The 13,655-nt window shown below is 63.8% G+C and carries 10 protein-coding genes; 6 read left to right on the forward strand and 4 right to left on the reverse strand.

Annotated features, from left to right (window positions below; genetic code table 11):
• Positions 1-37 precede the first annotated feature (37 nt).
• The 3 genes from katG to DJ563_RS04610 all read left to right on the forward strand — a co-directional run bounded on the left by katG (position 38) and on the right by DJ563_RS04610 (position 5,186).
• Positions 38-2,296: a catalase/peroxidase HPI gene (katG, locus tag DJ563_RS04600; RefSeq protein WP_434518910.1), complete on the forward strand. Its 2,259-nt coding sequence runs from the start codon at positions 38-40 to the stop codon at positions 2,294-2,296.
• A gap of 221 nt (positions 2,297-2,517) precedes the next feature.
• The gene (locus DJ563_RS04605; RefSeq protein WP_033697291.1) at positions 2,518-3,729 is read left to right on the forward strand and encodes a M24 family metallopeptidase; all 1,212 of its coding nucleotides are present in this window, start codon (positions 2,518-2,520) and stop codon (positions 3,727-3,729) included.
• Between the two features lie 122 nt (positions 3,730-3,851).
• The gene (locus DJ563_RS04610) at positions 3,852-5,186 is read left to right on the forward strand and encodes an MFS transporter (RefSeq protein ID WP_274100300.1); all 1,335 of its coding nucleotides are present in this window, start codon (positions 3,852-3,854) and stop codon (positions 5,184-5,186) included.
• A gap of 52 nt (positions 5,187-5,238) precedes the next feature.
• Here the strand turns inward: DJ563_RS04610 and DJ563_RS04615 are convergent, their stop codons facing one another.
• On the reverse strand, positions 5,239-6,231 hold the full coding sequence (locus DJ563_RS04615) for a GlxA family transcriptional regulator (RefSeq protein WP_274100299.1): 993 nt from the start codon (positions 6,229-6,231) through the stop codon (positions 5,239-5,241).
• Positions 6,232-6,414: 183 nt separating this feature from the next.
• Here DJ563_RS04615 and pssA point away from each other — a divergent pair, with 183 nt between their 5' ends.
• Positions 6,415-7,743 carry a CDP-diacylglycerol--serine O-phosphatidyltransferase gene (gene pssA / locus DJ563_RS04620; protein ID WP_434518911.1) on the forward strand — a complete coding sequence of 443 codons (1,329 nt, stop codon included), beginning with the start codon at positions 6,415-6,417 and terminating at the stop codon, positions 7,741-7,743.
• A gap of 83 nt (positions 7,744-7,826) precedes the next feature.
• The gene (locus DJ563_RS04625) at positions 7,827-8,993 is read left to right on the forward strand and encodes a GGDEF domain-containing protein (RefSeq protein WP_434518912.1); all 1,167 of its coding nucleotides are present in this window, start codon (positions 7,827-7,829) and stop codon (positions 8,991-8,993) included.
• 42 nt (positions 8,994-9,035) lie between these two features.
• Here DJ563_RS04625 and ppnN read toward each other — a convergent pair whose 3' ends face one another.
• Positions 9,036-10,409 (reverse strand): nucleotide 5'-monophosphate nucleosidase PpnN, encoded by a 1,374-nt coding sequence (gene ppnN / locus DJ563_RS04630; protein WP_033697295.1) that lies wholly within the window; start codon positions 10,407-10,409, stop codon positions 9,036-9,038.
• 156 nt (positions 10,410-10,565) lie between these two features.
• Entirely contained in the window at positions 10,566-11,627 is a 1,062-nt protein-coding gene (locus DJ563_RS04635; RefSeq protein WP_434518913.1) for a YeiH family protein, read from the reverse strand.
• A 112-nt stretch (positions 11,628-11,739) separates the two neighbouring features.
• On the opposite strand from DJ563_RS04635, the gene DJ563_RS04640 reads away from it, so the two are divergent.
• Positions 11,740-12,627 (forward strand): LysR family transcriptional regulator, encoded by an 888-nt coding sequence (locus tag DJ563_RS04640; protein ID WP_274100681.1) that lies wholly within the window; start codon positions 11,740-11,742, stop codon positions 12,625-12,627.
• A gap of 89 nt (positions 12,628-12,716) precedes the next feature.
• Here DJ563_RS04640 and DJ563_RS04645 read toward each other — a convergent pair whose 3' ends face one another.
• Positions 12,717-13,409 (reverse strand): DUF421 domain-containing protein, encoded by a 693-nt coding sequence (locus DJ563_RS04645; protein ID WP_274100682.1) that lies wholly within the window; start codon positions 13,407-13,409, stop codon positions 12,717-12,719.
• Positions 13,410-13,655 lie beyond the last annotated feature (246 nt).

The raw sequence follows: 13,655 nt of genomic DNA on the forward strand, positions 1-13,655 counted from the left end.
CCGGAAATCTGGATAACCGACCCAAAGGTACCCACAGATGTCGAACGAATCGAAATGCCCGTTCCATCAAACCGCAGGTGGCGGCACCACCAACCGTGACTGGTGGCCTGACCAGCTCAACCTGAGAATCCTCCACCAACATTCGTCCAAGTCCGACCCGATGGACCCCGACTTCGACTACGCCAAAGCCTTCAAGAGCCTCGACTTCCAGGCCCTCAAGCAAGACTTGACGGCCCTGATGACCGACTCGCAGGACTGGTGGCCCGCCGACTTCGGCCACTATGGCCCGCTGTTTATCCGCATGGCCTGGCACAGCGCCGGTACCTACCGTATTGGTGATGGCCGGGGTGGCGCAGGCTCTGGTCAACAGCGCTTCGCGCCGCTCAACAGCTGGCCGGACAACGTCAGCCTGGACAAGGCCCGGCGCCTGCTTTGGCCGATCAAGCAGAAGTACGGCAACAAGATTTCCTGGGCCGACCTGATCGTGCTCACCGGCAACGTCGCGCTGGAGTCCATGGGCTTCAAGACCTTTGGTTTCTCGGGCGGGCGCGCCGATGTGTGGGAACCGGACGAAGACGTGTACTGGGGCTCGGAAAAGGTCTGGCTGGGCGGCGACACCCGCTACGGCAAGGAACAGCTCAAGGCCCAGCCGCCCGGCCAGGGTGACCTGGTGGCCGAGCCTGCCAAGCATGGCGAAGAGCAAAGCCGCGACCTGCAGGCCGAGCGCAACCTGGAAAACCCGCTGGCCGCCGTGCAAATGGGCCTGATCTACGTCAACCCGGAAGGCCCGGAAGGCAACCCCGACCCGGTCGCCTCGGGCAAGGATATCCGCGAGACGTTCGGCCGCATGGCCATGAACGACGAAGAGACCGTGGCCCTGATCGCCGGTGGCCATGCGTTTGGCAAGACCCACGGCGCCGGCCCCGCCGACAACGTCGGCGCCGAACCCGAGGCCGCCGGCCTTGAGCTGCAGGGCCTGGGCTGGGCAAATACCTTCGGCACCGGCAAAGGCCCCGATACCATCACCAGCGGCCTCGAAGTGACTTGGACCTCGACGCCGACGCGCTGGAGCAACGAATACCTCAACAACCTGTTCAACTTCGATTGGGAGCTGACCAAAAGCCCGGCCGGCGCGCACCAGTGGCGGCCGAAGGAAGGCAAGGGTGCAGGCACCGTGCCGGATGCCCATGACCCGGGCAAGAAACACGCACCCTCGATGCTCACCTCCGACCTGGCGCTGCGTTTCGACCCGATCTACGAGCCGATCGCCCGGCGCTTCAAGGACAACCCCGAGCAGTTGGCGGACGCCTTCGCCCGCGCCTGGTACAAGCTGATCCACCGCGACATGGGCCCGCTTGCGCGTTACCTCGGGCCGGAAATGCCCAACGAGGTACTGCTGTGGCAAGACCCGCTGCCCAAAGCCGACCCCTCGTCGCTGAATGAGCAGGACATCGCTGCGCTCAAGGCCAAGGTGCTGGCGTCGGGCTTGAGCGTGGGTGAACTGGTGTCGACCGCCTGGGCCTCGGCTTCCACTTTCCGCGGTTCGGACAAGCGCGGTGGCGCCAATGGCGGGCGCTTGCGCCTGGCGCCGCAGAGAGGCTGGGCTGCCAACCAGGGCGTGGACAAGGTATTGGCGGCGCTGGAGAAAATTCAGGGCGAGTTCAACAACGGCGGCAAGCAGGTCTCCCTGGCCGACCTGATCGTGCTGGCCGGTACTGCAGCGGTGGAAAAGGCCGCCAAGGATGCCGGTTACACGGGCAGCGTGGGGTTCCGCCCCGGTCGCGTCGACGCGACCCAGGAACAGACCGACGTCGAGTCGTTCGCGGTGCTGGAGCCGCTGGCGGATGGCTTCCGCAACTTCACCAAGGACCGTTACAGCGTCAAGGCCGAGAAGCTGTTGCTGGACAAGGCGCAACTGCTGACCCTCACCGCCCCCGAGCTGACCGCGCTGATCGGTGGCCTGCGCGTACTGGGCGCCAACCAGGGTGGCAGCAAGGACGGCGTGTTCACCGACCGGCCCGGCACCCTGAGCAACGACTTCTTCCGCAACCTGCTGGACATGGGCGTGGAGTGGAAGCCGACCTCAGCCGACAACGAAGCCTTCGAAGGCCGTGACCGCAAGACCGGGCAGGTGAAATGGACCGGCAGCCGCGTCGACCTGGTGTTCGGCTCGCATGCCCAGTTGCGCGCGCTGAGCGAGGTATATGGCAGCAGCGATGGGCAGGCCAAGTTCGTCAAGGACTTCGTAGCGGCTTGGGTAAAGGTCATGGAGCTTGATCGCTTTGATCTGAAGTAACGTCATCAGTACGTGGGGGCGCTGTGCGCCCCATTCGCGGCGCAAGGCCGCTCCCACAGGGTGTGGGGGCGGCCTTTTGTCGCAAATGGCCGGCAAAGCAGCCCCGGCCATCCCGCCAATTCCAGGTCGGATAGATACAAAAGCGTCCTCGTTCGTTCTGTTGCAATGCTTCTCAGGCGGCCGGCCTGAACAGCGTGCTCACAACGACAAGGAACCCGACCATGCAAATGCCAAAGACCCTGAAGATCCGTAACGGCGAAAAGGTCAAAGCGACTTTCTCCGCGCAGGAATACGCAGCCCGCCACGCCCGTCTGCGGGCCTACATGGCCGAGCAGGACATCGAGGCGGCGATCTTCACCTCGTACCACAACGTCAATTACTACAGCGACTTCCTCTATTGCTCGTTCGGCCGCCCGTACGCGTTGGTCGTGACCCAGGACAAGGTCGTCTCGATCAGCGCCAATATCGATGGCGGCCAACCTTGGCGGCGCACGGTCGGCACCGACAACATCGTCTACACCGACTGGCAACGCGACAACTACTTCGTCGCCATCCAGCAGGCGCTGCCGCTGGCCTCGCGCATCGGCGTGGAGTACGACCACCTCAACCTGCAAAACCATGGCAAGCTCGCTGCCTGCTACCCCAAGGCCGAGCTGCTGGACATCGGCGCCCCGTGCATGCGCATGCGCATGATCAAGTCCGCCGAAGAGCAGGCGTTGATCCGCCACGGTGCCCAGGTGGCCGATATCGGCGGCGCTGCGGTGGTCGAGGCCCTGCGTGAGCATGTGCCAGAGTACGAAGTGGCCTTGCATGCTACCCAGGCCATGGTGCGTGAAATCGCCAAACGCTTCCCCGACGGTGAACTGATGGATACCTGGACCTGGTTCCAGTCCGGGCTCAACACCGATGGCGCACATAACCCGGTTACCAGCCGCAAGGTCGGCAAGGGCGAGATCCTCAGCCTCAACTGCTTCCCGATGATCGCCGGCTATTACACGGCGCTTGAACGCACCCTGTTCCTTGACCATTGCCCGGATGATCACCTGCGCCTGTGGCAGGCCAACGTCGAGGTGCACGAAGCAGGGCTGAAACTGGTGCGCCCGGGCATGCGCTGCAGCGACATTGCCCGTGAGCTGAACGAGATCTTCCTGCGTCACGACCTGCTGCAGTACCGCACGTTCGGCTATGGCCATTCGTTCGGCACCCTCAGCCACTACTACGGCCGCGAGGCGGGGCTCGAGCTGCGCGAAGACATCGACACCGTGCTGGAGCCCGGCATGGTGGTGTCGATCGAGCCGATGATCATGCTGCCCGAAGGTCGGCCGGGTGCTGGCGGCTACCGCGAGCATGACATCCTGATCGTCAACGACAACGGTGCCGAGAACATCACGCGCTTCCCGTATGGCCCGGAGCACAACATCATTCGCAAATAACGCCCGGTGCCGGCCTTTTGGGGCGGGGGTTGCCCCGCAAAGAGGCCGGCACGCACACCACAATAATTACTGAATGACCATTAGACCCTGCCTCCAATTAGAAGAATCAGAGGGTACCCGTCATGTCCAGCACCACCCTGAACGCTTCCACTCTCGGCGGCTCCGTGCCCAGCGCCGAACGCCAGGCCTTGCGCAAGGCCGCGCGCGCCAGTTTCATGGGCAACTTCGTCGAATGGTTCGACTACGCCGCCTACGGCTACCTTGCAACCATCATTGCCGCGACGTTTTTCCCGCAAACCGACAAGACCAGCGGTTTGCTGGCAACCTTCGCGGTGTTTGCCCTGTCGTTTCTCGTTCGCCCGTTGGGCGGTGTGGTCTGGGGCCATTTCGGCGACCGCCACGGGCGGCGCAACGCGCTGTCGTTGTCGATCCTGATCATGTCGATTTCGACCTTCTGCATCGGGCTGCTGCCCGGCTACGCGCAAATCGGCGTATGGGCGCCGTGCCTGCTGTTGCTGATTCGCCTGGTACAGGGCTTTTCGGCCTCGGGCGAGTATGCGGGGGCGTCGGCGTTTCTGGCTGAGTACGCACCGCAGGGCCGGCGCGGGCTGTACACCAGCATCGTACCGGCCAGTACGGCGGCGGGGTTGTTGTTCGGCGCGGCGTTCGTGGCGGTGCTGCATGAGGTGCTTAGCAGCGAAGACCTGCACAGCTGGGGCTGGCGGCTGCCGTTTCTGCTCGCGGCACCCTTCGGCCTGGTAGGCCGATATATCCGCATGAGCCTGCAGGACACCCCCAAGTTTCTGGAGATGGAGCAGCGCCTGGAGAACAAGGCCTGCATGGCCCCGGCGCCGATCCGTGAGCTGCTGACCGCGCACCGCCGCAGCCTGGTCATCGGTATCGGCGTCACCTGCCTTAACGCGGTCGCGTTCTACCTGCTGCTCAGCTACATGCCCACGTACCTGTCCACCGAGCTGGGCATGGGCGAGCGGGATGCCTTCATCGCCTCGACCGTCTCCCTGGCCACCTACATCGGCCTGATCTTCCTGATGGGGCGGCTGTCTGACCATTTCGGCCGCAAGACCATGCTGGTGATCGCCTCGCTGTTGTTTCTGGGGCTTACCGTGCCGCTGTTCACCTTGCTCGATGGGCAGCCACTGCTGGTGATCCTGGCCATCCAGATCCTCTTCGGTGCGATGCTGGCGATGAACGACGGTACCTTGCCGTGCCTGTTGGCGGAGATCTTCCCGACCCGGGTACGCTTCAGCGGCTTTGCCCTGAGCTTCAATGTGGCCAATGCCTTGTTTGGCGGGACGGCGCCGTTCATTGCCACCTGGTTGATACAGGTGACCGGCAGCAAGCTGGCGCCGGCCGGGTACCTGCTGGCGGCGGCACTGGTGGCGCTGGTGGCGATGTTGATGTGCCGGGAGACGGCGCATGCGGCCTTGAAAGACTAGCGGGCTTTGCCGGCCGCTTCGCGGGGTTACCGGCGAAGCGGCATCCCCTCACTCAGTGCAACGAAGCCTGGCGCCGCTCCCCCAACGGCGACAGCCCAAAGAAGCGGCTGTAGCTCTTGGAAAAATGCGCCGGCGAGCTGAAGCCGCACGCCAGCGCCACCTCACGTACCTGCACATCGCTGCGCAGCAGCAGCTCCCGCGCGCGCGACAGCCGCAACTCCAGGTAGTACTGGCTGGGTGTACGCTGCAGGTATTTATGGAACAACCGCTCCAACTGGCGCACGGTCACTTCGTTGAGGCTGGCCAGCTCCTCCAGCCCCAGGGGTTCTTCCAGGTTGGCCTCCATGATCGCCACCACCTGGCTCAGCTTGGGCTGGGCGCTGCCGAGCAACGTGCGCAGCGGCACCCGCTGGCGCTCGCGCTCGCCACGCACCCGGTCGCACAGCAGCAGCTCGGCCGCCTTGGCGGCGATGCCCTGGCCACCTTCCTCACGGGCCACCAGTTGCAGCATCATGTCCATGGCCGCCACACCGCCCGAGCAGGTATAGCGGTCGCGGTCCAGCTCGAACAGCTGGCCGGAAATGACGATACCGGGGAACTGCTCCTGCAAGGTCTGCATGTCTTCCCAGTGGATGGTACAGCGGTAGCCTTTGAGCAGCTCGGCCTTGGCCAGCAGGTAGCTGCCGGTGCAGATGCCGCCCAGCGGCAGGCGTTGACGGGCCAGTTGGCGTAGCCAGTCGATCAGTGGCCGGGTGCCACGGCTGCGGTCGATCGGGTTGGCACCGACCACCAGCAGAGCGTCCAGCGCCGGGGCGTTGTCGATACAATGGTCAGGCAGCACGCGCATGCCGTTGCTGGCCATTACCGGCTCGTGGCTGGCGGCGATCAGCACAGTGCGAAACATCGGGCGGCGGGCGGCCAGGTTGGCCATGCGCAGGGTCTCCACCGCCGACGCCAGGCCGATGGTGGTGAAGTTGGGCAGGATCAGAAAGCCGAAGGTCTTGACGGTGCAGGGTGATACGGGTGCAGTAGCGGGGTGGACCATTGCGATCTTCCTGTGCAAGCTGAGGCATAGTTGGTCAGGGGCAGTGAAAAATCCAAGCCTCGCGTGTTTCTTGTTGTTATGGGTCGTTGCCGGGTCGATCTTACACCCCCGGCGCAGCGGCCAGGAATGGCTCCGCCGGCTGGCGGCTGCCAACAGTGATTGCCCATAGAAGGTGAACGTTCAGTGAACCCCGAATCCATGCTGGCGGCATTGCCAGGTTTCGCCATGACACCCGCGTCGATCGAGGTGCTGCCCGATGCCAGGGCCTATCGCACCTGCCTGCTCGAGCGCATCAGGGCGGCGACCCGGCGTATCGTCATCGTCGCGCTGTACCTGCAGGAAGACGAAGCCGGCCAGGAAGTGCTGGATGCCTTGTACCAGGCCAAAGCCGCGCGGCCAGGCCTGGAGATCACCATCGTGGTCGACTGGTTCCGTGCCCGTCGCGGCCTGCTGGGGGGCGGGCGGCAGCCAGGCAACGCTGCTTGGTACCAGGCCCAGCGTCAGCACCATGGCCTGGACATCGTCATCCATGGCGTGCCCGTGCAAACCCGCGAGCTGTTTGGTGTACTGCACCTTAAAGGCAGCATCATCGACGATTGCGTGATCTACACCGGCGCCAGTCTCAACAACGTCTACCTGCACCGTTTCGACCGCTACCGCCTGGATCGCTACCACCTGTTCCACTCACCGGCCCTGGCCGATGCCATGGTCGATCTGGTGCGTCGCCTGCTGCACCACACTGCCACGCCGCGCCTCGACCTGCCGGCACCGCCCTCGACCCGCAGCCTGCGCGGCGACATCCGGCGCTTGCGCGCGCGGCTGCGGCGCATGGCCTATGACGTGCCTGCCAGCGCGGCGGGGCAGGGCCTGCGGGTGATCCCGCTGCTGGGTGTCGGGCGCGGCAACCTGCTCAACCGGGTGCTTTGTGCACTGCTGGGCGCTGCGCGCACGCAAATTGTCATCAGCACGCCGTACTTCAACCCTCCACGGGTATTGATGCGCGAAATCGACCACGCACTCGACCGGGGCGTGCGGGTGGCGCTGATTGTCGGCGATCGTACCGCCAATGACTTCTATATCGCGCCCGGCGAGCCGTTCAGTGCCAGCGGCGCGTTGCCTTACCTGTACGAGGACAACCTGCGCGCATTCACCCGCCGTCGCCAGGCCGCCCTTGCCAGTGGCCAGCTTGAGGTGCGGATCTGGAACGACCCAGGGCACACCTTCCATGCCAAGGGGCTGTGGGTCGACCAGCGTTACTCGCTGTTGACCGGCAACAACCTGAACCCGCGAGGGTTCAACCTGGACCTGGAAAACGGCCTGCTGATCGATGACCCCGAGGCACAGTGGGCAGTGCCGCGCGACGCCGAGTTGGCGGGGTTGCGCCAGCATGCGCGCAGGATCGATTCAGCTGCCGAGCTGGGGGTCAAGGCCGAGCACCCCAAGGAAGTGCGCAAGTTCTTGCGACGGTTGCGCTACAGCCGCCTGGAACCGTTGATCAAGCGGGTGCTGTAACGCTGTTGAGGGGGCTCTGAAAAAGTCTTGCAAGCGCATACAATCAGGCCTTTTCCACGTTAACCAGATAGGCCAGACCGTCCATGGCGCTTGACCCCCCAACGATGCTGACAATCACCATCGCCCTGGCAGCTGCGGCTGCATTGTACCTGGCGATCGAGTGGCGCAGTGTTCGCGAGCCCTCGCTGCTGTTCTGGAGCACCGGCTTCGCCACGATTACCGTCGGCTGCATCCTGGCCCTGTTGCGGGGCAGCGGCTTGCTGCTGATCGGTATCTGGTTCGCCAATGGTTTGCTGGTGGTGGCGCACGGGTTTTTCCTGCTGGGGGTGCTGCGCTTCACCCAGCACCGCCTGTCGCGCGCCTGGCTGCTGATGGTGGTGGTGTGGTTCGCCTTGCTGCTGTTGCCCGCCGGCCCCGAGTGGTCGAAGGTGATGCTGATGGTCAACTCGTTGCTGGTGGCGTTGCTGACGCTCAGAGCCAGTTTCCTGTTGAAGCCCCACGGCAGGTCGTTGAGCGTGGGCGCGGTGCAGTTGCGTTATGTGCTGCTGATTCATGGCCTGTTCTATGTGGTAAAGGCGATTATTGCAATCACCCCGGGCACGCTGATTGACCTGGCGACGTTTGGCGGGCTGATCATCCAGGTTTCCCTGGTCGAGGGGGCGATGGCAATCATGCTGATTGCGCTGTCGATGACCGGCACGGTGCGTTATCGCCGTGAAGAGCGCATTGCCCGGCTGGCGGCACGGGACCCGCTGACAGCGTTGTACAACCGCCGCGCGCTGGAAGTGCGGGCGACGCACTTTTTCAAAGAGGTGAGCCCGGCGCGGCCAGGCGCCTTGCTGCTGATCGACATCGACAATTTCAAACTGGTCAACGATTTGCACGGGCACATTGCCGGTGATCGGCTGTTGATCGCCTTGAGCGAGATGATTCGTGCGGTGTTGCCGGAGCGATCACTGGCGGCGCGGCTTGGCGGCGACGAGTTTGTCATCCTGCTCAGTGCGGCGACCAGCGAGCGCGTGGTGGCGCTGGGCAGCCAGTTGCGTGAACAGTTTCAGCAGTTTGCGCTGCAAACGGTGCCCACGCCGCAGGCCGTGACCTTGAGCATCGGTGCCAACCTGTTCGACCAGCCGCCCGCGAGCCTGGCGGCGTTGATCGAGCAGGGGGATGTGGCGCTGTATCAGTCCAAGCGCGGTGGGCGCGACAGCATTCGCCTGGTCGACCGGACGCTGGTCAGCTCGGGCAGCTAGCAACGCTTGACGCTGGGGGCCGCCAAAGCGGCCCCCAGACACTCAGGTCACAACCTGATAGCAAGGCACATACGCCGCGCCACCCGGCAGTTTCATCCGGTGCTGGTCGACAAACGCCTGCAACAGGTGCCCCAGCGGCGCCAATACCGCACTGTCACCACGGATCTGGTACGGCCCGTGTTCCTCGATCAGGCGGATGCCCTTGTCCTTGACGTTGCCCGCCACAATCCCGGAAAACGCCCGGCGCAGGTTGGCGGCCAGTTCATGCGGCGGCAGCTCGCGGCGCAGGGCCAGTTCGGCCATGTTGGCGTGGGTCGGGTCGAACGGGTGCTGGAAGCCCTCGTCGATTTTCAGCAGCCAGTTGAAGTGGAAGGCATCGTTGCGCTCGCGGCGGAACTGCTTCACCTCCTTGAGCCCTTCGACCATCTGCCGCGCCACTTCGGCCGGGTCATCGATGATGATCTGGTAGTGGCGCTGGGCGGCGTCACCCAGGGTAGCGCCGACGAACGCGTGCAACTGCATCAGGAACGGCTCGGCACTGCGTGGCCCGGTCAGCACCACCGGGAAGGGCAGGCCCTGGTTGTCCGGGTGCATGAGAATGCCGAGCAGGTAGAGGAACTCCTCGGCTGTACCGGCGCCGCCGGGGAAGATGATGATGCCGTGGCCGACGCGGACGAAGGCTTCCAGGCGTTTCTCGATGTCCGGCAGGATCACCAGTTCGTTGACGATCGGGTTCGGCGCCTCGGCGGCGATGATGCCCGGCTCGGTCAGGCCCAAATAGCGGCTGCCGTGCATGCGTTGCTTGGCGTGGGCGATGGTGGCGCCCTTCATCGGGCCCTTCATCACCCCAGGGCCGCAGCCGGTGCAGACGTCCAGCTTGCGCAGGCCCAGCTCGTGGCCGACCTTCTTGGTGTACTGGTATTCCTCGGTGCTGATCGAGTGGCCGCCCCAGCACACCACCATCTTCGGCTCTACGCCGGGGCGCAGGGTGCGGGCGTTGCGCAGCAGGTGGAACACGTAATCGGTGATGCCCTGGGAGCTTTCCAGGTCGATGCGCTGGCTGGCCAGCTCGCTTTCGGTATAGACGATGTCGCGCAAGGCGCTGAAGAGCATTTCGCGGGTGCTGGCGATCATCTCGCCATCGACGAAGGCATCGGCTGGGGCATTCAACAGCTCCAGACGTACGCCGCGGTCTTGCTGGTGGATGCGCACCTCGAAGTCCTTGTAGGCCTCGAGGATGGTCTTGGCATTGTCGACATGCGCGCCGGTATTGAGGATGGCCAGGGCGCACTGGCGGAACAGGGTGTAAAGGCTACCGGTACCGACTTCACTCAGTTGCTGCACTTCACGTTGCGACAGCGTCTCCAGGCTGCCTTTGGGGCTGACGGATGCATTTATGACATGGCGTTGAGGCATCTAAGTCTTTCCTGTGCGGGTAAAACATCCTTCTTTGACACCACCATACCGAGAAATGCACGCGACAACGAGGGGCACCGCGGAAAGATTCTGCAGACGGTGGGGGGCGGCTTCGCGGGTAAACCCGCGAAGCCGCCCCCCACTGAGCTTGCATGTTCAGCCGAACAGTTTTTGCACCCCGAAGGTAATGGCCAGCCCACCGCCCACCAGCCACAGGTTGAGTATCGCCCCGGTAATCAGCGCCCGTGGCCCCGCCTGGCGGATCTGGCTGAATCGGGTCTCCATGCCCAGCGCGGTCATGGCCATGGTCAGGGCAAAGGTGTCGAGCGTATTCACCGCCTGGGTCACACTGCCAGGCAGCACCTGCAGCGAGTTCACCAGCACCAGCGCCAGGAAGCCGAAGGCGAACCAGGGCATGGCGATGCGCCCGTTGCCTTGCCCCTGGCCAGGCTGGCGCGCGCGGCTGATCCACAAGCCCACCACCAGCAACACCGGCACCAGCAGCATCACCCGGGTCATTTTGACGATGGTCGCAATGTGCGTAGCCTCGGGGCTGACGTTGCTCGCGGCGCCGACCACCTGGGCCACTTCATGGATAGTGCCGCCGAGGAACAGCCCGGCGCCCAGGGTATCGAGGTGCAGCCAGCCGGCATTGATCGCCAGTGGGTAGAGGAACATCGACAGGGTACCGAACAGCACTACGCTGCCGACCGCCATGGCGCTCTTGTGCGGTGCGCTGCGCAGCGCCGACTCGAAGGCCAGCACCGCAGCCGCGCCGCAGATGGCACTGCCGGCGGCGGTGAGCAGTGCGGTGTCGCGGTCCAGCTTGAGCAGCTTCATGCCACACCAGAGGCCGATCAGCAGGGTACTGACCACCACCAGCAGCGACACCGTCAGCCCCGACCAGCCGACTTCGGCGATTTCCTGCAGGCTGACCCGCAGGCCGAAGAAGGCCACGGCGATGCGCAGCAGCCCGCGCGCCGAAAAATTGATGCCCGCCGCCCAACTGGCCGGCACGCCATCGCGCAGTGCATTGCCATACAAGGCACCGGCAACGATACCGACGATCAAGGGGCTGATACCCAGGCTGGCGATGGCGGGCAAGGCCGCCAGCTGGGTGACGGCAAGCGCGAACAGCGCGACGAACAGGATGCCATTGAGCCGCCCTCGGGTAGAGAGGGTAGGCGTATAGGCGGGGTGGGACGGAACCGTGGCCATGTGAGTCCTCCGGAAAAAGTGTTTCGACAAGGCCTACGTTAATCTGGTTATAAGCTTATAAAAAATCGTAATTTAGGATGTCAAGTATCCATTTTGCTGATATTTTCAATTCATGACCCCAGAACAACTGATAACGTTTGCCACGGTTGCCGAGCACGGCAACATCAGCCATGCGGCCCAGGCGTTGCACCTGTCGCAGCCGGCTGTGTCCGGGCAGCTGAAGTTGCTGCAGGAGGCGTTCGGCGAACCGCTTTATCAACGCGCCGGCCGTGGCGTGCGGCTGACAGCTGCGGGTGAGCAACTGCTGGCCCATGCCGAGCGCCTGCGCGACACCTTTCGCCAGGCGCAAGCCCTGCGCGAGGCCATGCGGGGCCTGGAGCGCGGCACGCTGCGCATCGGCGCCAGTACCACCCCTGCCAGCTACCTGTTGCCGTACCTGATCGCCGACTTCCATGCACGCTACCCGGACGTGTCGGTGAGCACCTCCAATGGCAACACTGCAGAAATCGTCGCCGCGCTGGGCAGTGTCGACATCGCCCTGATCGAAGGCCCCCCCGGGCAGGAACTGCCCCTGGGCACGGGGGTGACGCCGTGGCGTGAAGACGAGATCGTCGCCATCGTGCCCAGTGGCCATCCGTTGGCAGGTGACGAGCCGCAGACCCTGGAATCTGTGGGTGCCTACCCCTTGGTGCTGCGCGAGAGTGGGTCGGGGGTGCGGCAGATTGTCGAACGCGCGTTTGCCCGCAGTGGCGTGGCGATGCGCGTGGGGCTGGAGATTGCTGGCGTGGAGGGGGTAAAGGAAGCGGTGCGGGCGGGGATGGGCATCGGCTTTGTGTCGGCCATGTCGATTCGCCATGAAGATGGCGCGTTGCAGCGGCTGCGGATTGCGCCGCAGCCGCTGGTGAGGCGCTTTTCCATCCTGATGCCCCATGCCGCCACGCCTTCGCGGGCGGCGGCACGGTTTATGGCGTTGTGCGTTGGGGAGCTTGATGTGGGTTAGGTCCCGCGGGCGCCCAAGGCATTTCACGCGCCGCCCGGCTTCGACGGCAGTCAATAGCGTCGGGCCAAGGTCGAGGCTGAGCACGCTGCCTAACGATTGCGTAGCGTGTCCAGCGCTGGGGACCAAACGACATGGCCACAGCGCTCACATGCGACCGAGTCGTGCGCCTCATGGTAGGTCGGAAAACCACAGCCCACGCAACAGTAAAGGCCGGCAGAAGGTGGTGAGGAGTATTGCGGGCGGTGCTCGCAGGGGAGCACTGACAAACCCGCCTTGGTGTCTTCCGGCTCAAAGAAATACAAACTGAGCTCACCGTCAGTTTCCAACAGGCCCAAACGTACCTGTCCCAAGTGCTCTACACCGCGTTGGCGTAGTTCCATGAAGAGTTCATTCGAGGAAATGTTCATATTGCGCAGCGAATGGATCTCGTACATTCCGTCCTTCACCACCGTTATCGGCAATCCATCAATCCAGGCTTCGCACGTCTTGCTCCGCTTCATGAGGTAGACCGTACCCCGATACAGCAACAGGAGCGTCAAGAAGACCAGGGCCACCGGCAGCAGCGGAACATCCTCGTAGAAGGTCACATCGCCGGCAGCGGAGCCGAGGGTCAGAATAACGACCAGCTCGAAGCGGGAGAGCTGTTTGATTCCGCGTCGGCCACTGAATTTGAGGAAGAAGAACACGGCTGCAAATGCGGCCAAGACCCTGAGGGCGACCTCCAGAAGAAAGGTCACAGGCAGCTCGCCCAGCAGCATCCGTTGAAGGTCGAAAGATACCATTCGTTTTCCTATCCGCTTGTCCAAGGGGCACAGGTCGACGATAGCCCGGAAAGGTTCATCGCCCATTCATGGCTAAGACAGCGAGTTTCAGGTCAGCTATCCACCTATCGCTTGTTGTCACCCGAGTAAGCCGGCGCCTGGTGGTCGCTTGCACTATCGTTAGCGACCGCCAGGTTGGTGAATCCACATCGCGTAGGCCGATTTCAATGCCACCAGGTGCCTGGCTTGGCATTTTCAGCGCCTATC

The sequence above is a fragment of the Pseudomonas sp. NFX1 genome (assembly GCF_051123555.1).
GTDB classification, from domain to species: Bacteria; Pseudomonadota; Gammaproteobacteria; order Pseudomonadales; family Pseudomonadaceae; genus Aquipseudomonas; species Aquipseudomonas capeferrum.